Here is a 20,465-nt window from a genome sequence, read left to right as displayed (position 1 = left end):
TCTTTTAAATCGTAATTTCAATTCTATTTCCTTCAGGGTCTAGCACTACACTTTCATAATACCCATCTCCAGTGGTTCTAGGTGCTCCAGCAATGGTAAAACCATCATTTTTAAGTTCTAATGTTAATTGGTTCACTTTTTCTTTTGAACCTACTGAAATGGCAAAATGAATGATTCCAAGATGTTCTTCTATTTGATTTTGTAATGCAAGAATCTCTGGTTTTTGCATTAGCTCTAATCGGGCACCTTCTGAAAAACGTAAAAAATAAGAAGTGAAATTTTTCTTAGGATTATGATATTGCTGACCTGCTTTTGCTTTGAAATAATGTTCGTAAAAAGTACGCATTGCCTCTAAATCGCTAACCCAAATAGCCAAATGCTCTATTTTCATTTTAAATCTTTAAGTTTTAATTGCAGACTAATATTGCCTTGCCACTCGTTTTCATCAATAGAAAACACTGCACTTACTTTTTTCTGATGGGTGAGTAAATCTAATTTATGGCCTAAATTAAAGCCTATCGCATCTATTTGTTTATCGTTCTGACTAAATTTTGCTTTTAAATGCGCCTCTTCTTGACCAACTCCTTTAGCATAGCCAGTATCTTTTAAGTTTTCAGCCATAAAAACAGGAGACATATTCCCAGGGCCAAAAGGCGCAAATTGTTTTAAAATTCGCAGTAATTTAGGGGTAATGGTATCAAAAGAAATTTGTGCGTCTACCGTTATTTCTGGAGTTAATAAATTAGGGTCTATGGTTTCAGTAACTACTTTTTCAAACTGCGTTTTAAAGTTTGCATATTCACTTTCTAATAAAGTAAGTCCGGCCGCATATTTATGTCCACCAAACTGCTCAATATGTTCCTTACAAGCTTCTAAAGCATTGTAGACATCAAAGCCTTTTACAGAACGTGCCGATGCCGCTAATTTATCACCACTTTTGGTAAATACAAGTGTAGGACGATAGTAGGTTTCTGTGAGTCTAGAAGCAACAATTCCGATAACGCCTTTGTGCCAATGCTCATGATAAACCACAGATGTAAAACCCTCTTCTTCCTTATTTTCTTGAATCTGAAGTAGGGCTTCTTCCGTAATTTCTTTGTCTAAACCACGTCTGTCGGTATTGTATTTTTCTATTCCTACCGCAAATTGCTCTGCCTTTTCTATACTGGTTTCTGTTAACAGATTTACGGCATGCTGTCCGTGTTCCATTCTACCTGCAGCATTAATGCGTGGGGCAATAATAAAAACCACATCTGTAATAGTGAGTACTTCTTTTTTGATCTGATTGATGATAGCTTTAAAACCTGCTCTAGGATCACTATTGATAACTTTGAGGCCATAAAAAGCTAATATTCGATTCTCTCCAGTTATCGGAACAATATCAGCGCCTATTGCAGTAGCCACTAAATCAAGGTATTGCGTTACATCTGCTATAGTTTCTCCTTTTTTAGTACCTAAAGCTTGGATGAGCTTAAAACCAACACCACAACCACAAAGTTCATCATATGGATACGAACAATCGTCTCTTTTAGGATCTAAAATAGCAATAGCATTGGGTAAGTTTTTACTAGGTCTATGGTGATCGCAAATAATAAAATCAATATTTTTTTCTTTAGCATACGCAACTTTTTCAATCGCTTTTACGCCACAATCTAAAGCAATAATTAAAGAAAAATCATTGTCTTCCGCAAAATCAATTCCTTTATACGAAACGCCATAGCCTTCCTGATACCGATCTGGAATATAAGTCGCTACATTTGAGTAATAAGACAACAAATAAGAAGAAACTAAAGCAACAGCGGTTGTTCCATCCACATCATAATCGCCAAACACCAAAATATTTTCTTCTTGGGCAATTGCTTTTTCAATTCTAGCCACAGCAAGCTCCATATCCTTCATTAAAAAAGGATCATGTAATTCATTCAAATCAGGACGAAAAAAGGCTTTTGCTTCGTTGTAATTTGTAATGCCACGTTGTAACAAAAGTTGAGCCACTAAATCATTTACCTGTAGCGTTTCTGCTAAGGCTTTAATTTGATGTTCTTCAGGTTTGGCTTTTATCGTCCAGCGCATAGTATAAATTCAAATACAAAAATCAAGTTCAAGTTCAAACTCAAGCTTGTTTCTTGTTTTTAATTATTGTTGCTATTATTCTTATAAGTTGTTCTACTTCATCTATAAGATTTGTTCTTTTAAAAGTGTCGATATAATTAACTTTTTTTAAAATCTTTAAGTTAACTCGAGATTCCTTCAGTTCTTTTAAACAAATACTGGCTTTATGAATATAATCTTTATTGGTATTAGTTCCTTGAGCTTCACCAAAATTTAGTGCAACGCTTCCTGTAGATCGTAATAATTGATTGCTATAATATTGCCCTATCATGTCATTTGATAAATCCATACAAAATAGAGCAGTTGTACCAGCAAAATTTACCAATCTATCTTCTAAATCGAACTTTTTGTCAATCATTTATATTTATTTAATACCCAATTCACTTTTCCCAAACTTGCTCCTGAACTTATTTTTAAACTTAAACTTAAACTTAAACTTGAACTTGTACTTAAACTTGAGTTTTCTACTGATGATGAAAAATAGTCTTAATCTCGATTGTAGCAAACTTGCGGAACATTTCCATAACGCCACAGTATTTTTCTACTGATAAATCTACAGCTCTTTGTAATTTTTCTTCTTTTAAGTTGGTGCCATAAAAGTGATATTCTACCGTAACGGCATCGTAAAACCTTGGATGTTCATCGGTAAGATTAGCAATCGTTTCTATATTGAATGTTTCTACGTCTAATTTCATTTTTTTAATAAGCGAAGCAATATCCAAACCAGAACACCCTGCTAAGGAAGAAAGCATTAATGCTTTAGGTCTAAAACCGCTACTATCACCGCCATCTTCTTTGGAAATATCTATAGTTAAGGTATGTTTGGATGGGTTAGTGCTTTCAAAAGCCATATTTCCTAACCATTTTGTGCTGATATGATTTGTGGTACTCATAATTTTTCGTTTCTTGTTACTAAATTTAATTACGCTATTTATTGCGTAAAATCTAATCAAAAATACGATAAAAAGAAAGCTTATGCCATTAGTAAATCCGCTTGACCCAAACCATAGTCCAGAAACTAAAAAACTGGCCGAATTTTTTAATGAAACCTTAGGCTTTTGTCCTAATTCTGTTTTAACCATGCAACATAGGCCTGCTATTTCTAAAGCCTTTATTAACCTTAATATGGCAGTAATGGCTAATGAAGGTAGGGTTACTTCTGCCTTAAAACGGATGATTGCTTGGGTAAGTAGTAACGCTACAGGATGCCGTTATTGCCAGGCACATGCCATCCGTGCGGCAGAACGTTACGGCGCAGAGCAAGAACAATTAGATAATATTTGGGAGTACAGAACGCATGCAGCTTTTAGCGATGCAGAACGTGCAGCATTAGATTTTTCATTAGCAGCCTCACAAGTACCCAATGCGGTAACGGTAGAAATAAAAGAGGAATTATACAAGTATTGGAACGAAGGAGAAATTGTAGAAATGCTTGGGGTTATTTCCTTATTTGGTTACTTAAACCGTTGGAACGATTCTATGGGAACTTCTATAGAGGAGGGTGCTGTAGAAAGTGGAGACCAATACCTAGGCAAACATGGTTGGGAGAAAGGAAAGCACGGTGGTGGAGTGTATTAGATGTAAGAGATTAGAATATAGACCTTAGAAAAATAGAACTAAATAAACCTTATCAGCAATGATAAGGTTTTATTTTTGTAATACTTCGGCAACCTTTTCTCTCAGTTCTGGTAAAACTTTAAGATCAAACCAAGGGTTTTTAGTAAACCAAAATCGGTTTCGAGGCGATGGGTGTGGTAAGGGGAGATACTTAGGGCGGTATTCATTAAAATTAGCGACTGTTTCTGTTAATGTTTTTTTTGCTTTTTTACCTAAATAATACTTTTGTGCATACATACCAATTAGAATGGTTAGTTCTATTTTAGGCATTTTTTGTAATAAGGGTTTGTGCCATTGCGGAGCACATTCTGGTCGCGGTGGTAAATCGCCTGTTTTTCCTTTGCCGGGATAGCAAAAACCCATGGGGACTATAGCAAATTTGGTTTCATCATAAAAATCTTCATCCGTAACATTTAACCATTTTCGTAATTGCTTACCACTGGCATCATCCCAAGGAATACCCGAAGTGTGTACTTTAGTGCCTGGCGCTTGTCCTACGATAACAATTTTAGCTTTTGGATGTGCAGTGACTATTGGTCTTGGACCAAGAAGTAAGTGTTCTTTACAAATACCACATTGGGCAATTTCTTCTAGTAGTGTTTTAATCTGTTTTGCTTTAGCCTAAAAATATAAGCTAAAAATACAATCTTAAATTTAAATAATGAAGTAGACCTGTTGTATATTTAGTTCCAAACCGTTCTCGATACACTTTTTCGTATCTCAAAAACACTCGAACTGACTTAGGATTATTAAAACTCCCAAATGCACAACAAGCAGAGTAGTTATTTCACCTTATCTGCAACCACTTTATAGGTAGGGTCTTCTAATACATTTACATCAATAATATCATCTGCATTCTGTAATAAGTTAATACAATCTTTACTTAAATGTTTTAGATGTACTTTTTTGCCTACTTTCTGGTAGCGTTCTGTAATTTTATTTAGAGCTTCTATCCCAGACATATCTGCAACCCTACTTTCTTGAAAATCGATAATAACCTCTTCTGGGTCATTCTGAATATCAAATTTTTCAGCAAATAAAGTAGTAGAACCAAAAAATAAAGGACCATAAATTTCATAGTGCTTCACACCATTTTCATCAATGTATTTTCTAGCTCTAATCCGTTTTGCATTCTCCCAAGAATAGGCTAAAGCAGAAATAATAACGCCTAATAAAACAGCTACCGCTAAGTTATGCGTAATAGCAGTAATTAGGGTAACCAATACCATAACAATAACATCAGAATTAGGCATTTTACGGAAGGTTTTAAAACTGGCCCATTCAAAAGTACCAATGGCAACCATAAACATTAAACCTACTAAAGCAGCCATAGGTAAACGTTCTATAAGGCTAGAGCCAAACATAATGAATACCAATAACATCACTGCAGCAGTAATCCCAGATAAACGTGCTCTTGCTCCAGATGAGGTATTAATTAAACTTTGTCCTATCATAGCACAACCACCCATTCCTGATAAAAATCCGGAAAGAATATTAGCGGTTCCTTGTGCTACACACTCTCTGTTACCGCTCCCACGTGTATCAGTAATTTCATCAACAATATTCAAGGTGAGCAAGCTTTCTATTAAGCCAACTCCTGCAACAATAGCGCCATAAGGGAATATAATTTTAAATGTCTCTATTGAAAAAGGGATATTTGGAATAGAAATTGGCGGAAAGCCACCCTTCATGGTTTGCCCTTCTTTCATAGTATCGGCTACAGTAAGTGTATCAATATCAAAACCAAGTACAATAGCAGAAACTATGATAATGGCGACTAAAGACGAAGGTATGGCTTTGGTAAGTTTTGGAAGTCCCCAAATAATGAGCATTGTAAATAGCGTTAAGCCTAACATAATCATAAAAGGGGTTGTTTCTAAAAAAGTAACTTTATCTGCCTGATAAAAGTTTGGAAACTGTGCCATGAAAATGATGATGGCTAAACCATTTACAAAACCAAAAATAACAGGATGAGGTACCAAACGAATAAATTTTCCAAGTTTAAGAAAACCCACTAAAATTTGCAGTACACCAGCAATAATAACGGTTGCAAATACATAATGTAAAATAGTATCTGGAGTAATTCCGGGGATATTTTTTTTAAGCTCTAAAATAAGGCCTATAAAAATAGCCGCTACAGCTCCTGTTGCGCCAGAGATCATACCAGGCCTACCTCCAAAAATAGAAGTAATTAAGGCTAATATAAAAGCAGCATATAAACCTGTTAAAGGAGAAAAACCTGGAATTAAAGCAAAAGCAATTGCTTCTGGCACTAAAGCTAAGGCAACAGTTAAGCCAGATAATATCTCGGTCTTATAATCAACTTTCTGTTTAAAGTCGAATAAATTTAAATACTTTTTCACGTTTTTATTTTAAGGCTGCAAAAGTACTAATTTTCATTTGGCTAGCGCCTACTCACTTGAATAATAACAGTTTTCATAATTATCGCTAGGTTATATTGATCATACGGAAAGTTATGACATGGATTCTTATCTTTAACAAAATTTGAATTTCATTTAAAAACTTCCATTCTGTCAAAAAGATAAAACCGCCTAGAGCCACTACACTCTAAACGGTTTTATAAACAACCAACCTAAAAACTATTAATTATATATCAAATGCTGTGCCAAACTTTAATTATCGCTTGCTTTTGGTCACATTCATTATTGGATTTTTTACCTTTTTACGCTTTTTAGTGCTATTCGCTTTTCCTTTTAATACTTGAGTAAAAGCTTTTCCTTTAAACTCATATATGGTTTTACTTGATGGATGATATAATTCTATCGTAGCATCATTTAATACGGTAAGTTCAAAATAATCATTACCCATAAAATCATAACTCAATGTTATAGTTTTAAAATTTGGGTCATTGGTATCAAAAACCTCAAACTCTCCTTCAAAATCCCATCTTAAATTAGACACTCGTGTCCCTACTGGATCAACTGAGGATCTGAAAAAATCAGCATTAAATTGCAAGAAATTTTCATCATCAAAATCATTTAAAGCACCTTCTTCGCTTGTATATCTTTTTTCCCATGCAGTATACTCTTGTAATAAATATCTAATATTATCATAGAATACCGTATCGTAATCAAAATTAGCTCTCTGGTATCCTTTTAGAATATATGATGTTCTAGATTTTGGATCATACAATTCAATAGTTCTGTTATTAATAACAATAACATCTAATAACCAAAGTCCGTCAATATCATGATCTATTTCTACGGCATTTCCTATTCCATCATATGAACCAATATCTATTCCAAAACCGTTTCCAGTATCCCCAATTCCTACAATGTTATTGTTTGCGTATAATATACCTCCTTCAAAAGAAAGGGTAAATGCACGTTGTAAAAAAGGAACTTCTCCATTACCTTTTGTGGCGTTAATATCTACATACCATAATTCATTGGAGGCTAATACTTGATTGGTACTTATTATAGGTTCATCAAAAACAAAGTCATCTTCAATAATTAATTCCGCATAACAAGAACTTACTAATATTCCTAAGAATACATATCCTAAAAGTAGTTTTATTGTTTTCATATGTTTTGTTTTTAATGATTCTGATAGTCATAAAACAAATGCTATGCCAAAATATGTAACACTCTAAAAATCAGTATATAATGATTTTTAATTGCTCGTAAAACACATACTAATATTGCGATTTGTTTTGCAAGTAAGATATTTTTTAAGAATATAATTCGTACACTTTTTGATTATAAAAAGCTTGTTTTTGGGTGCTATCTACTAATTTATTAATGAAACTCAATTTTGAGAAGTCTGAAGGACGTACTCAACATTCTAAGTTAAAATAATCCCACTTTTTCAACGGGACCTGGATTTAATATCTCGACTATTGGATCGATTCCTTGTATTGTGTTCAGGACTTGTCATGGGATTTAGTACCTTTTATTAAAGTAAAACAGTAGATTTATGCTTTTCTATACTACTTTTGTAATGATACAAAACCATGAAAGAGACTTTAAAATTTGCAGTTTTAGGAGGCGGTAGCTGGGCTACGGCTATTGTAAAAATGTTAACGGAAAACTTAGATACCGTTTCTTGGTATATGCGTAATACAGATGCTATTGAGCATATACAAACCCAGCGACACAACCCTAATTATTTAAGTTCTGTAGAATTTCATACAGAACGATTAGAGCTTACCAGTGATATAAATAAAGCTATTGCTACTGCTGATATTCTGATTTTTGCGATCCCTTCTGCCTTTTTACAAAAAGAACTCGAAAAATTAACTACTTCTTTAAAAGACAAAATAATTTTCTCAGCCATTAAAGGTATTGTTCCAGAAACGGGTCTTATTGTAGGTGAGCATTTTCATGAGAAATATGATATTCCATTTGAGCAGATTGGAGTAATTACGGGACCTTGCCACGCAGAGGAAGTCGCTTTAGAGCGGTTATCATATTTAACGATTGCCTGTGCTGATACCGAAAAAGCAAAGGTCGTTGCAGCACATTTAAACAGTAAGTATATTAAGACTAAAATATCGGATGATATTATTGGTACAGAATATGCTGCGATGCTTAAAAATATCTATGCCATTGCTGCGGGTATTGCCCATGGCCTAGGATATGGTGATAATTTTCAGAGTGTGTTAATGAGTAATGCGATACGAGAAATGAAGCGTTATATAAAGCGCGTTCATAAAATGAAACGCAATATTAACAATTCTGCTTATTTAGGCGATTTATTGGTAACAGGATATTCCGTTTTTAGCCGTAATCGTATGTTTGGCAATATGATTGGAAAAGGATATACCGTAAAAAGTGCTATGATGGAAATGAACATGGTAGCTGAAGGGTATTATGCTTCTAAAAGTGCGTATGAACTTAAATCGCGTTTTAAACAAAGTGTAAAAACACCCATTATTGATGCTGTTTATGCTGCATTGTATCAAGAAAAAAATGCTAAAAAAGTATTTAAAAATTTAACAAATAAGCTGGATTAAGTTTTGAAGTTAAAAAGTTAATTACATTCTTAAAGCGATTGAATACATAAAACCAAGATTTAGCTATAGCGAATTATTTGTAAGATATAACCAATTAGCATAAGTCTAAAATTAAACCAAATGAGCAAAAATAACTATGAATTATATTCAGGAGCAATGTTTGAACAATGGTCCACTTGCGATAAACTTCATTTTTCCGAAAAATATTTGCTAAAAAAATACTTAACTGACACTTCAAAAAATGTTTTAGAAGCAGGAACTGGTGGAGGAAGACTTTCTTTTTTTGTAGAGCGTATTGGGTTCAAAAACATTACTGCTTATGATTTTGTTCCAAAAATGATTCACTACGCTAAGTCAGTTGCAAAAGAAAAAAAATCGACTATTAATTTTATGGATGGAGATGCTACAAATTTAAGTGCCTATAAAGATGAGTCCTATTATTACTTAATTTACCTTCAACAAGTGCTTTGTTTTGTAGAAAAGCAAGAACTATTTCTTAAATCATTTAAAGAGGCACATAGAGTTTGTAAAACAAATGGAATCGTAATTTTTTCTTTTTTAGATTATGATGCTAGATCCTATAATTCTATTTTAAGTTTTATTTTGGGTATTTTAAGGAAATTTAGAAAAGAAAAAATTTCAAAGAATTGCTTACCCTATTTAAAAATAAAAGATAAGCTAAATTTTCAATTTTTTAATAAAAATCAACCATGCTCCCAATGGGTTAAAAAAGAAAAAATTATTGATATTATAGCTAAAAGCGGTTTTGATATCCTTGAAATAAAAAATGAAAATGAGTTTAATAAAGAGCTAACAGGAAGTAAAATTGGTTTATATGTAGTTTGTCAAAAAAATTCTTAATACATCACATTAAAAACGATAGTAGAAATCAGGATTGGTTCGTGTTTTAGTCGCATTAATGTGTGGTTTTCTAGTATAAACCTTGGTAGTTTACTGTATTAAATAGACTTGTACAACTGATAATACAGCTTTTATAAATTACTTTTTAAATGCTATACACCCTTATAGTATTGTTTCTTAACTTTAAACAAACTAATAATCTTATACATTTTAAGATGTTCAAATATTTAATTTTGTCTTCCGTTTTACTGTTCTTTAGTAATTGTACAATGAAAGAAACTACTTCAACAATAGAACTAAAAGAGAATTGGCAATTTAAAAGCACTTTAGATGCTACTTGGGAAAAAGCTACTGTTCCAGGAACTGTTCATACCGATTTGTTAAACCTTGAAACAATTGAAAATCCTTTCTACAGGCTAAATGAGCACAAAATTCAGTGGATTGATAAAAAAGACTGGATGTACCAAACTCATTTTGAAATGACTAAGGAAGAACTTCAAAAATCGCATCACGAATTAGAGTTTTTAGGATTAGATACCTATAGTACAATTTATTTAAATGATAGTCTGCTACTTAAAACAGATAATATGTTTAGAAACTATACGGTAAATGTTAAGAAATATTTGTTAGAAGGGTCTAATACTTTGAAGATTGAATTTGAATCTCCAATTAAAAAAGGCATTAAAAAATACGATTCTTTAGGTTTTAAAATTCCTGTGTCTGATAATGATTTGGCTAAAATAGGAGAAGTTGAAGGAGAAAAAAAAGTAAGTATATTTAGCCGAAAAGCAGGTTATCATTTTGGTTGGGACTGGGGACCTCGTCTGGTTACTTCGGGAATCTGGAGACCTATACATTTAAAAAGCTGGGAACAACATAAAATTGAAAGTATTTATATTCAACAGAATAAGCTTGATAGTATTGCTAAATTAACCGCAACTATTGATGTTAAAGCGCAGAACCCTCTTGAAAAAGTATCAGTAGAAATTTTTGCGAATCAATCTTTACTTCAAAAAATAGATACCTCACTTCAAAAAGGTGCAAACACACTTGCTATTCCTTTTAAAATAAACAACCCAAAACTATGGTGGCCTAATGGAATGGGGGAGCCTAATTTATACGATATCAAGGTAAAAGTTACTTCTGGCTCGTATACAGACTCCAGATCTAGCCGAATTGGCTTACGAACTATTGAATTGGTACAAAAACAAGATACTATCGGATCTTCATTTTATTTTAAAGTAAATGGCAATCCAGTGTTTATGAAAGGAGCTAATTACATTCCTCAAGATGTTTTTTTAAATAGAGTGACTAAAGAAAAATACACCCATATTTTATCTTCTGCTCAAAAGGCGAATATGAATATGATTCGAGTTTGGGGAGGCGGTATTTATGAAGATAAAGCGTTTTATGATTTATGTGATGAAATGGGACTACTGGTATGGCAAGACTTTATGTTTGCTTGTGCCATGTTCCCTGGGGATGATGCTTTTTTAAATAATGTTAAACAAGAGGCTATTGATAATGTAAAACGACTTAGAAACCATCCTTCTATAGCACTTTGGTGCGGAAATAACGAAATTCTTTCGGCTTGGGAAAACTGGGGTTGGAAAAATAACGTTATAGCAGAACAATCTAAAGAAGTAGCCGATACGATTTGGAAAGCTTATGACGATATTTTTCATAAAATACTACCTGAAGTAGTTGAAAATTATGCGCCCACTACTAAATATTGGCCCTCTTCACCAGGGAGTGAATTTGGAAAGAAAGAATCTTTTGAAAAAGGAGATGCTCATTATTGGATGGTTTGGTGGGGTAAAGAACCTTTTGATAATTATAATAAAGCCATACCTAGGTTTATGTCTGAGTATGGTTTTCAGTCTTTTCCTGAATTTACTTCTGTTAAGAAATATACAGAACCAGAAGACTATGATATCTATTCTGAAGTAATGAAATCGCACCAGCGTTCTAGTATTGGTAATGAAACCATTGAAGAATATATGTTGCGTCATTATAAAAAACCTAAAGATTTTGAGGGCTTTTTATATTTAAGTCAATTATTACAAGCCTATGGTATAAAGACAGGGATAGAGGCACATAGAAGAAATAGAGACCGTTGTATGGGAAGTTTATATTGGCAAATTAACGATTGTTGGCCAGTAGCATCTTGGTCTAGTATTGATTATTACGGAAAATGGAAAGCAGTTCATTATAGCGCTAAAAAAGCATTTAAAAATTTTCTAGTCAGTTTTGAAAAAAAAGAAGATAGCCTAAATGTATTTGTGGTCTCTGATTCTTTACAAAATATCAAAGCAGTATTAAAATTAGAAGTATTAGACTTTAAGGGTAAAAAACTTAGGGGCTGGGAAAAGCAACTCACAGTTACAAAAAATGCATCTAAAAAATATTTTTCTTTAAAAGAAGGAGAAATAGCAGAAGGAGTAGATTTAAAAAGCAGTCTGTTGAGTGCTTCTTTAATACATAACGACTCGGTAATAGCAGAAAATTATTTTTACTTTTTACCATTTAAAGATTTAGATTTTCCTACTCCTAATGTAAGGTATTCTATTCTAGAAAAAGATAAGGTGTACGAACTTAATTTTAAAACGGATTATTTGGCTAAAGGTGTTTTTATTGCTACTGATTCAAAATATAATTTTTCTGATAATTATTTTGATCTTCTACCGCAGCAAACTAAAAGCATTAGCATTACAAAAAAAGCTTTTGAAAATTTAGAAGAATTGAAAAATAATATCAAAATAATTTCTTTGGCCGATTGTTATTCTGAGCCAAGGTAACTTTTATTTTAAAATGATTGATTGAATTAATTATAACTATAAGAAAATTGAGTCAGATGTTTAATTGCTAAGAGGCTACTCCACTCTAATAGAAATCACTTCCTCATTTCCTAAAGCATCCACAACGGCAATAGTATGTTTTCCCCTTTCTGGCAGTACTCCTATTTCATGAAAATTAGTAGTCTCTTTTAGAAAAATACCGTCTAAGTACCAGAATACTTTTGTTTTAGGTTTAGCATGTGCTAATTTTAAAACCAGCTCATTTTGTTGCCCTTCAAAGTTTTTGGCTAATGTAATTCTACTTCCGTTTTTTGGATAAATAAATTCCATAGGAGTAGTATTTGTAGGCTGGCAATCTAAGCGAAAAGGAGGTAAAGCTTTATAGGTAGGATGACTTTTTTTATAATAATATTGCATTAAAGGAGGTAATACAAACCAAGATTTGGCAACTGTTTCTGCTACAGGCTCGCAAGAAGAGTTTACTCTAAACTGTTGTGCTGCATCTAAATGTATGGTTTGATGGTAGGAACAGGTTTTTACATAATTTTGTTTGTTAGGAATGCTAATTGTTTTTTTAGGGCAAATGGTACTGGCTAAATACCCACTTTCTGTACAAACTTCAATTTCAGTAAATTCATCTAAGGGTTTTGCAAACCAATCAGATTTTGGCAACACATCAAAAACATCAAATAAAATAGGAGCTGCACTAGTTACTCCAGTAGTATTAGGTCTTCCCTCACCATCTGCATTACCAACCCATACGCCTACCACATAATCTTTAGTAAGGCCAATAGCCCAAGCGTCTTTATTTCCAAAACTGGTGCCTGTTTTCCATGCAATTTGTTTACTAGAGTCAAAAAACTCCCATGATTCACTACCTTCTGGGCGATTCACTTCTTTCATTGCCTCAAACGTGAGGTAGATACTAGCAGCATCAAAAACTGTTTTTTCTGTTTTTTTTATTCCAAAATCTGCTGTAGCACCTAAATCCCAAATAGGTTCGGAAAACTCGCTTGTATAATACTCACTAGAACTTTCGTTAAAATGATTCACGGTTGAAGCTAGTGAAGCATAGGTTTTGCATAGATCCCATAGGTTACTCTCTGCCCCTCCCAAAATAAGCGTAAGCCCATAATGATCGGCGTGTTTGTTGATGCCTCTTAATTTAAAAGCATCAAGTTGGTCTCTAAATTTATACAAACCATAGGATTGTAATAAGTGTACTGCAGGAATGTTTAACGAGCGTGCTAAAGCTTTTTTTGCCTGGATAGCACCATTGTAATCTTCATTAAAATTTTCTGGGGTATAGCCTGCAATTTGTGTGGGTACATCTGCCACCAACATATCTGGTAATAACTCTCCGGCATCTAGCATAGCGGTATACAACAAGGGTTTTATAACACTACCCGTACTACGGTTGGCTTGTACCATATCTACATCTTTCTCATGCGCTGCATCTGTTGGGGTATTGCCAACATATGAGAGGATTTCTCTGGTCTTTACATCTAAAACTAAAACAGCTGTATTATAAACTTGATTCTGCTTTAAAAGATTATGCTGTCTTTTTACAATTGCATTTACACTTTTTTGTATGTTTTCTGCTATAGTACTTTTTATCCGTTGCCCTCTTTTTTGTTTGGATGCATATTGCACAAAATGTGGGGCTAGTTTGGGTAAAGGATAGGGTTTTTGTGGCAATTCTTCTAATAGTGCTAATTGGTAGGTAGTACTATCGATCTCTTTTTCTACTAGTAGTTTTTGTAGTAAACGGTTGCGTTTTTGTAATAGTTTAATTTGATTTTTTCCAGGATAGATAAGACTTGGAGCATTGGGTAACACGGCTAATGTGGCACTTTCTGCCCAAGATAATTGGTGTGGTTGTAATGCGTAATACCGCCAAGCTGCTACTTCTAAACCTACTACATTACCACCAAATGGGGCATGGCTTGCATAGAGCTGTAAAATTTCTTTTTTGCTATGCCTAAATTCTAATCGAGTTGCTAAAATAAGCTCAATAGCTTTTTCTAGATAAGATCTTTTTTTGCCATTTCTAGAAAGTCGTATCACCTGTTGTGTTATGGTACTTGCACCACGAATGTTTTTTTTAGCCGAAATATTTGCCCCTAAAGCTTTTGCTATAGCAATTGGATTAAAGCCTGGATGCTTATAAAAATACGCATCTTCGAAATGCAATAAACAGGTTTCAAACTTTTTAGGAACACTATCTACAACAGGAAAACGCCATTGCCCATCTGTAGCTATCATTGCTCCTAAAAGCGTTCCTTGTTTACTTTCTACAACAGTTGCCGTTGGGGTTTTAAAGAGTTGCTTGGGTAAGCAGAAATAATAAGCAATGCTTAAAATGGTGAAGAGAAGTAATTTTTTGAGATGTTTTTTTAAGAATTTCAAGCGCTATGTTTTTGTAAAATCATATTCTCTCTCTACCAAGCAAATTCTTACTTTATACCACGAATACCAGTCTTGAATTCCTTTTTGTTGTGCCGCTAGATGATCTGTTTGCGCTTTCCAATGGCTAATGGCTTCTAGATTTTCCCAATAACTTACTGTGATACCAATAGTATCTCTTGCAGATTCTATAGCGATAAATCCTTTTTGTTTTTTAGCCAAATCTTCCATTTGTGTGGCCATTGCAGCGTAACCATGATCTCCTTTTGTTCTTGTTGACGTAAAAATTACAGCATAATAGGGCTTTTTCATCTGTTTGTTTTTATAACTGCGTCAGGGATAGCAGAGAAAATACCACAGCCTGACTGATAAGGAAGAGCGAGGAATTGTAACGAATAGCCCGCTCGGACGCCACGAAATATATTGAGGCGTTAGGTAAAAATAATGCTTTATAGTATACAAATATCACCCTGAAAATAGGGTTTATTGAATATATTCTTTTTCTACAAAATAATTTACAATAGCTTCTTTCATTAATATAGACTGTTCCCCTGCTTTTAATGGCGGCAGGGTTTCTTTTACGGTATAATGTGGCCAGCCCTCTTCATCAAAATAATCAAAGGCATAATAACCATAGGGTTCTAAAAGCCTACATATTGCAATATGCATAAGGTCTAATTTTTCATCTTTTTTATAGGATCTATGGTACTTACCTAATTCTTGTACACCTACTAAATAAATAATAGCGTCTAATTCTAAGACATCTCCATCTGCAAACTGCGTAGCTAATTTTTCTACTAATACATTCCAACGTTCTTTTAATAGAATATCTCTAGACATGAACAATAATTTTAAGGAATTACAAAGGTACAAATCAAAGTTTTATATTTGTTGCTATATACTATTTTCATACCAAAGCATTTAAACACAACTACCATGGGTATTTTAGATATTATTATTGGCCTTTTACTTTTGTGGGGGCTTTATAAAGGTGTTAAAAACGGACTTTTTATAGAACTAGCTTCGCTAGTTGCATTAATAGGGGGAATTTATGGAGCAATTCATTTCTCCTATATTTTAGGAGATTACCTTTCTAAAAATATGCAATGGGACGAACGTTATATTAATCTAATTGCTTTTATAGCTACATTTATAATTATTGTAATTGCGGCACATTTCTTAGGAAGAGGTTTAACTAAAATTGCTAAGCTAGCTATGTTAGGACTTGTTAATAAAATTGCTGGAGCTGCTTTTGGAGTATTAAAAGTTGCTATTGTTTTAGGCGCTATACTAATCTTTTTTGATAAGATTAATAATTCTTTACAAATACTCCCTGATGAAACAAAAAAGGAGTCTCTGTTTTATGAGCCTGTAAAGGAGATTGGTGCGCTTGTCTTTAATTTGGTTTTAAAAGAAAATGACGTTGATCCCATAAAAGAAGGACTTTAACGTTAACTAGAACACCATATAGTTTTTTTACTGGCGGTAAACGAGTTTTTTAAGTATAATGGATAAACTAGCCTTTCTTTGTAATCCAAACAAACACGGATTATGTTGAATAGCTTTAAAAATTCTCCCCTATACCATATTGCTTTTCATGAATTAAATTACAATTTTGGTAATTATTATTTATGTGATGGTTTTGTTATTTCTGAGATAAATGAAGATGTTATTTTTACATGGGAAGACCATGGAAAGCAACTTGCCAGAGATATTGCAGAACTATACGATAATGATGGAAGCGATTTGGTCTATATTTCTAATAGAATTCATAACTACTCTGTAAACCCTACGGGTTGGATTAAGTTTTTTAAGCATAGCTATAGTCTAACAGGCTATGGTATTGTTAGTTACAGCCCTGCAGGCTTTTTTAATGGTCTACTAGAAAAGATATTTATGAAAAGAAGTTTATTTAAGCGTTTTATTAATTTAGAGGATGCTATTAGATGGGCACAAATGATTTGCCAGTCTAAAAATAGAATTGCTTCTTAAACCAAAAAGCTTTGATTTACAGGTCAATAGAGGAGCAATAAAATGAAGCTCTTACTATTAATATGAACCACTTGTAGACTTTTAATGGTATTTTAACGATTATTTATACTAACTGTATCAAAAGCATGTTTTTCCAGTAACAAACCAAAACTAAACATATTTTGAATAGCTTTAAAAACTCCCCTTATTACAAAGAAACGATACAGGAATTAAATTACGATTTTGGTAATTGTTATTTATGTGATGGTTATGTTATCTCTGAAGTAAATGAAGATGTTGTTTTTACCTGGGAAGAGCATGGTAAAAGACTCGCAGATGATATTAATAATTTATCGGATGGTGGCATTTCTGATTTAGTACTTATAAGTAATAGAATTCATAACTATTCTGTAAACCCAACGGGTTGGATTCATTTTTTTAAACACAGTTATAGTTTAACTGGCTATGGAATTGTTAGTTATACTCCTGCAGGATTTTTTAATGGATTATTAGAAAAAATATTCGTAAAAAGTCACTTTAAACGTTTTACTACTCTAGGAGATGCTATTGATTGGGCTAAGGAGACTTCTAAAGCCAAAAAATTACTCGCTTCATAAACCTACCGTAAAATATAAATCTTAGTGTTTTACTTGTTGTATATAAAATTTAAGAAACTAAGGTTAAGGGCTAAAACACTTTCGCCAATTGATATTTATGTGAATAAAAACAAGTGATTTTCCTTACCCTTTAGCAGTCTGTTCTGTATAGGTGCTTTCAAATATTTTATCTGCATTAGCAGACTCAAAACCATCCCTTCGGTGTTTCCTTTCTAAAAGTTCAAAGGGCATACTTTTATATTCAGGTAAAGGCAACCGTTCTGCAAACTCTACATAACTCCCAGCGATTTCAATTTTTTTATTGTGAGCAAATTCAGCTTCTATCATCTCTGCCACAGAGCTACTCTGTTTTAAAAGGCCATCGTTACTTGTTTTAATAATTCCACCAGAAGTATTTAAAACTACATTTATTTCTGCTAAAAAAGCATTGAATTGTTCTAAAGTGTGGTATCCTTTTTTAAGATTATGCACACTAATAGTATAATGGTTTAAGTAATATCGGTTGTAAATTACCCAAGCGGCATATTCAGTTTCCTCTAATAAAGTAGTATAATCTTGTACTGTTGGTAGTTTCCAGAGTGGTTGATGAAAAAAAGCCCTCACTTCTTTTGGATCGTCTAAATTAATAGCATCAACAGGGTCAGAGCTAATACCTTTTGTATACTGATGTATAATATTTTGTGCTTGTGCTGATAAATCTTGCACCCGTAATTCGCTCATAAAAATGCGAGGGTATTTTTCCTCTGGTGGGGCATACCAAAAAGCATCTAATTTTTTCCCTTCAAAAAAATAAGCATCTCTTTTCTCATAACCATAATGTAAAAATATCTTTTCTAAAGATGCTAGTCCTAAATGAGGAACGCCTAAGGTTCTAAAAGCAACATGATCATTAATAATCTCACTTTCATCTGCAATAATCCCTCTAGCAATCATGGCATTATTGATCTTAGACACATTAGGTACTCTTGTTTTATACGGCGTAAATAAGGCATCAAAAATAATATCTAAGGGCGCTTTTTCTGTTGTCATCATTTAATTTACTTTCTTTTTACACAAAAATAGTTTTATATTTAATAACTAATAATTTTTATTTATTGTTAAATGATAAGTATTACTAATCAATTAGAATTAAGACAACTTCGTTTTTTTATAGCCTTAGCAAAGACATTGCATTATAGAAAGGCTGCTGAAAATTTAGCGATTTCACAATCTGCTTTAAGTCAGCAAATAAAACATATTGAACTAGTATTAGGGGTTACTTTGTTTGATAGAACCAACCGAAAAGTAAGTTTAAATAGGGCTGGAGAACTATTTTTAACCGAAGCAAAACTAGTTGTTTCTCAGTTTGAAACTTCTATGAAAACCTGGCAATTATTAATGACAGGTTTAACGGGGCAATTAAAAATTGGTTTTGTAGGTTCTGCAATGCAAAAATATTTGCCAGCGGTTATTAAATCATTGGGAGAATCGTATCCTAAGGTACAATTACGACTCAATCAACTTAGTAATAAAGAGCAAATAAAAGCCTTAGAAAAAAGGGCATTAGATATTGGTTTTATAAGATCAAATCAAGTTCCTAAAGCCTTACAGCTTAAACCTGTTTATAAAGAAAATTTCACTTTAGTATTACCAAAAAATCATCCGATTACAAAAGCAAATTTTAAAGGAATTGAACAGCTCTCTAAAGAATCTTTTATTCTTTTTCCTAATGATACGAGTCAGCTATATTACAGGCAGATAGTACATATTTGTGAGCATGCTGGTTTTAGTCCAAAAGTAGTGCACCAAGCCATACATGGTCCTACTATTTTTAGTTTAGTAGAAAATGGAATGGGAATCTCTATCATTCCAAATTCTTTACAAGACAATTATAATTACAAGGTGAAATATATTGAGCTAAAAAAAATCCCTCAAAAAACGGAACTATTTGCAGTGTGGAATACACAAAATGAAAACCCTATTCTAAAACACTTCTTAGACGCTATTTAAGAGTTTTAGGGATATCTGTGGTATATTTTTGATTTTTTGTTAGGTCTAAAAGGGGTATTATATGATGAAAATAATATAGTTTTGAACTGATTAAATAGGAAACTGAATGAAAAAAACGCTATTCACCCTAGGTATATTATCCATACTGATAAGTTGCAAAGGAACCAACCAAATAAATAAACAAGAAAGCACTACTGATAATAATAGTTTAAAATGGCAAACAGTTTCAATAGCAGATGGTAGTAAACCTATTCAGCGCCATGAAGCGGCTTTTGTTCGTGTAGATGAAAAATTTTATTTGCTAGGAGGTAGAAGAATTCAGCCTGTAAGTATTTACGATCCAGAAACTGGAAGTTGGTATAAAGGCGCTAAACCACCTATAGAGATGCATCATTTTCAGCCCATAACCTATCAAAATAAAATATATATTATTGGGGCTATGACGGGGAAATATCCTGTGGAAACACCGACTACTCATATTTACATTTATGATCCAAAAACTGATCAATGGTCTCAAGGAGCAGAAATTCCAGAAAATAGAAGAAGGGGTTCTACAGGTAATGTTTTAGATAATGATGTGATTTATATTTCTTGTGGTATTAAAGATGGACATAGAGGGGATCATAAAAAATGGTTAGACAGTTATAATTTAAGCACAGGAAAGTGGACAGTTTTACCAGATGCTCCTAGAGCTAGAGATCATTTCCAAGCAGTGCTTTCTAATGGTGAAATCTATGTGTTAGCGGGCAGAAATACAAAAGCGGCAGAGAATCCTTTTAAAAATACAATTGGGGAAGTAGATGTATATAATATTACTTCTAAAACTTGGAAAACCTTACCTAATAATTTACCCACTTTACGAGCGGGCAATATGGCTACAGTTTTTAATAATGAAATACTCGTAGTTGGTGGAGAATCTGCAACACAACCAAATGCTTTTGATACTGTTGAAGCATTAAACCCCCAAACCCATGAGTGGAGAACCTTGCCATCACTTGTTAGAGGAAGGCATGGAAGTGGATTGTTAACTTATAAAAATGCACTTTATATTGCTTCTGGATGTGGAAATGCAGGTGGGAGTCCTGAACTTTTTACAATGGAAAAGTTTAGTAAATAAAT

20 protein-coding genes are annotated in these 20,465 nt (G+C 33.1%); 9 read left to right on the top strand and 11 right to left on the bottom strand.

The features are described 5' to 3' along the window. Positions 1 to 4 precede the first annotated feature (4 nt). From ACZ451_RS04325 to ACZ451_RS04310, 4 genes are all read right to left on the bottom strand, one after another. The gene (locus tag ACZ451_RS04325) at positions 5 to 391 is read right to left on the bottom strand and encodes a VOC family protein (RefSeq protein ID WP_464215874.1); all 387 of its coding nucleotides are present in this window, start codon (positions 389 to 391) and stop codon (positions 5 to 7) included. Beyond that, complete coding sequence (recJ, locus tag ACZ451_RS04320) at positions 388 to 2,073, bottom strand: single-stranded-DNA-specific exonuclease RecJ (RefSeq protein ID WP_464215873.1); 1,686 nt, start codon at positions 2,071 to 2,073, stop codon at positions 388 to 390. Before recJ ends, ACZ451_RS04325 begins: the two co-directional genes overlap by 4 nt. A 40-nt stretch (positions 2,074 to 2,113) precedes the next feature. Continuing rightward, positions 2,114 to 2,470 carry a four helix bundle protein gene (locus ACZ451_RS04315; RefSeq protein WP_464215872.1) on the bottom strand — a complete coding sequence of 119 codons (357 nt, stop codon included), beginning with the start codon at positions 2,468 to 2,470 and terminating at the stop codon, positions 2,114 to 2,116. Positions 2,471 to 2,576: 106 nt separating this feature from the next. After that, positions 2,577 to 3,005: an OsmC family protein gene (locus ACZ451_RS04310; protein ID WP_464215871.1), complete on the bottom strand. Its 429-nt coding sequence runs from the start codon at positions 3,003 to 3,005 to the stop codon at positions 2,577 to 2,579. Between the two features lie 82 nt (positions 3,006 to 3,087). On the opposite strand from ACZ451_RS04310, the gene ACZ451_RS04305 reads away from it, so the two are divergent. Further along, positions 3,088 to 3,690 carry a carboxymuconolactone decarboxylase family protein gene (locus ACZ451_RS04305; protein ID WP_464215870.1) on the top strand — a complete coding sequence of 201 codons (603 nt, stop codon included), beginning with the start codon at positions 3,088 to 3,090 and terminating at the stop codon, positions 3,688 to 3,690. Between the two features lie 69 nt (positions 3,691 to 3,759). Here ACZ451_RS04305 and ACZ451_RS04300 read toward each other — a convergent pair whose 3' ends face one another. The 3 genes from ACZ451_RS04300 to ACZ451_RS04290 all read right to left on the bottom strand — a co-directional run bounded on the left by ACZ451_RS04300 (position 3,760) and on the right by ACZ451_RS04290 (position 7,275). Continuing rightward, on the bottom strand, positions 3,760 to 4,335 hold the full coding sequence (locus ACZ451_RS04300; RefSeq protein ID WP_464216891.1) for a uracil-DNA glycosylase family protein: 576 nt from the start codon (positions 4,333 to 4,335) through the stop codon (positions 3,760 to 3,762). 176 nt (positions 4,336 to 4,511) lie between these two features. Beyond that, the gene (locus ACZ451_RS04295; protein WP_464215869.1) at positions 4,512 to 6,092 is read right to left on the bottom strand and encodes a SulP family inorganic anion transporter; all 1,581 of its coding nucleotides are present in this window, start codon (positions 6,090 to 6,092) and stop codon (positions 4,512 to 4,514) included. A gap of 274 nt (positions 6,093 to 6,366) precedes the next feature. Then, positions 6,367 to 7,275, bottom strand: a complete 909-nt coding sequence (locus ACZ451_RS04290; RefSeq protein WP_464215868.1) for a nicotinic acid mononucleotide adenyltransferase — start codon at positions 7,273 to 7,275, stop codon at positions 6,367 to 6,369. A gap of 427 nt (positions 7,276 to 7,702) precedes the next feature. Here ACZ451_RS04290 and ACZ451_RS04285 point away from each other — a divergent pair, with 427 nt between their 5' ends. From ACZ451_RS04285 to ACZ451_RS04275, 3 genes are all read left to right on the top strand, one after another. Then, complete coding sequence (locus ACZ451_RS04285) at positions 7,703 to 8,704, top strand: NAD(P)H-dependent glycerol-3-phosphate dehydrogenase (RefSeq protein ID WP_464215867.1); 1,002 nt, start codon at positions 7,703 to 7,705, stop codon at positions 8,702 to 8,704. A 120-nt stretch (positions 8,705 to 8,824) separates the two neighbouring features. Continuing rightward, positions 8,825 to 9,565 (top strand): class I SAM-dependent methyltransferase, encoded by a 741-nt coding sequence (locus ACZ451_RS04280; protein WP_464215866.1) that lies wholly within the window; start codon positions 8,825 to 8,827, stop codon positions 9,563 to 9,565. A 269-nt stretch (positions 9,566 to 9,834) separates the two neighbouring features. Further along, positions 9,835 to 12,363: a beta-mannosidase gene (locus ACZ451_RS04275; RefSeq protein ID WP_464215865.1), complete on the top strand. Its 2,529-nt coding sequence runs from the start codon at positions 9,835 to 9,837 to the stop codon at positions 12,361 to 12,363. A 75-nt stretch (positions 12,364 to 12,438) separates the two neighbouring features. On the opposite strand, the gene pbpC is transcribed toward ACZ451_RS04275, so the two are convergent. The 3 genes from pbpC to ACZ451_RS04260 all read right to left on the bottom strand — a co-directional run bounded on the left by pbpC (position 12,439) and on the right by ACZ451_RS04260 (position 15,609). After that, positions 12,439 to 14,772, bottom strand: coding sequence for a penicillin-binding protein 1C (gene pbpC, locus ACZ451_RS04270; RefSeq protein WP_464215864.1), 2,334 nt, complete (start codon positions 14,770 to 14,772; stop codon positions 12,439 to 12,441). A 3-nt stretch (positions 14,773 to 14,775) separates the two neighbouring features. Further along, the gene (locus tag ACZ451_RS04265) at positions 14,776 to 15,081 is read right to left on the bottom strand and encodes an antibiotic biosynthesis monooxygenase family protein (RefSeq protein WP_464215863.1); all 306 of its coding nucleotides are present in this window, start codon (positions 15,079 to 15,081) and stop codon (positions 14,776 to 14,778) included. A 171-nt stretch (positions 15,082 to 15,252) separates the two neighbouring features. After that, positions 15,253 to 15,609, bottom strand: coding sequence for a hypothetical protein (locus tag ACZ451_RS04260; protein ID WP_464215862.1), 357 nt, complete (start codon positions 15,607 to 15,609; stop codon positions 15,253 to 15,255). 96 nt (positions 15,610 to 15,705) lie between these two features. On the opposite strand from ACZ451_RS04260, the gene ACZ451_RS04255 reads away from it, so the two are divergent. From ACZ451_RS04255 to ACZ451_RS04245, 3 genes are all read left to right on the top strand, one after another. Continuing rightward, positions 15,706 to 16,218 carry a CvpA family protein gene (locus tag ACZ451_RS04255; protein WP_464215861.1) on the top strand — a complete coding sequence of 171 codons (513 nt, stop codon included), beginning with the start codon at positions 15,706 to 15,708 and terminating at the stop codon, positions 16,216 to 16,218. Positions 16,219 to 16,320: 102 nt separating this feature from the next. Continuing rightward, entirely contained in the window at positions 16,321 to 16,761 is a 441-nt protein-coding gene (locus ACZ451_RS04250) for a hypothetical protein (protein ID WP_464215860.1), read from the top strand. A 161-nt stretch (positions 16,762 to 16,922) separates the two neighbouring features. Continuing rightward, positions 16,923 to 17,357 carry a hypothetical protein gene (locus ACZ451_RS04245; protein WP_464215859.1) on the top strand — a complete coding sequence of 145 codons (435 nt, stop codon included), beginning with the start codon at positions 16,923 to 16,925 and terminating at the stop codon, positions 17,355 to 17,357. Positions 17,358 to 17,480: 123 nt separating this feature from the next. On the opposite strand, the gene ACZ451_RS04240 is transcribed toward ACZ451_RS04245, so the two are convergent. Further along, positions 17,481 to 18,389 (bottom strand): 2-oxoadipate dioxygenase/decarboxylase family protein, encoded by a 909-nt coding sequence (locus tag ACZ451_RS04240; RefSeq protein ID WP_464215858.1) that lies wholly within the window; start codon positions 18,387 to 18,389, stop codon positions 17,481 to 17,483. A gap of 69 nt (positions 18,390 to 18,458) precedes the next feature. On the opposite strand from ACZ451_RS04240, the gene ACZ451_RS04235 reads away from it, so the two are divergent. Further along, the gene (locus ACZ451_RS04235) at positions 18,459 to 19,346 is read left to right on the top strand and encodes a LysR family transcriptional regulator (protein ID WP_464215857.1); all 888 of its coding nucleotides are present in this window, start codon (positions 18,459 to 18,461) and stop codon (positions 19,344 to 19,346) included. A gap of 106 nt (positions 19,347 to 19,452) precedes the next feature. Then, positions 19,453 to 20,463 (top strand): Kelch repeat-containing protein, encoded by a 1,011-nt coding sequence (locus ACZ451_RS04230; protein WP_464215856.1) that lies wholly within the window; start codon positions 19,453 to 19,455, stop codon positions 20,461 to 20,463. Positions 20,464 to 20,465 lie beyond the last annotated feature (2 nt).

The organism is Allocellulophaga tsushimaensis (genome assembly GCF_055383085.1).
The sequence above is the reverse complement of the archived record's forward strand: the minus strand, read 5'-3'. Positions and strand labels throughout refer to the sequence as shown.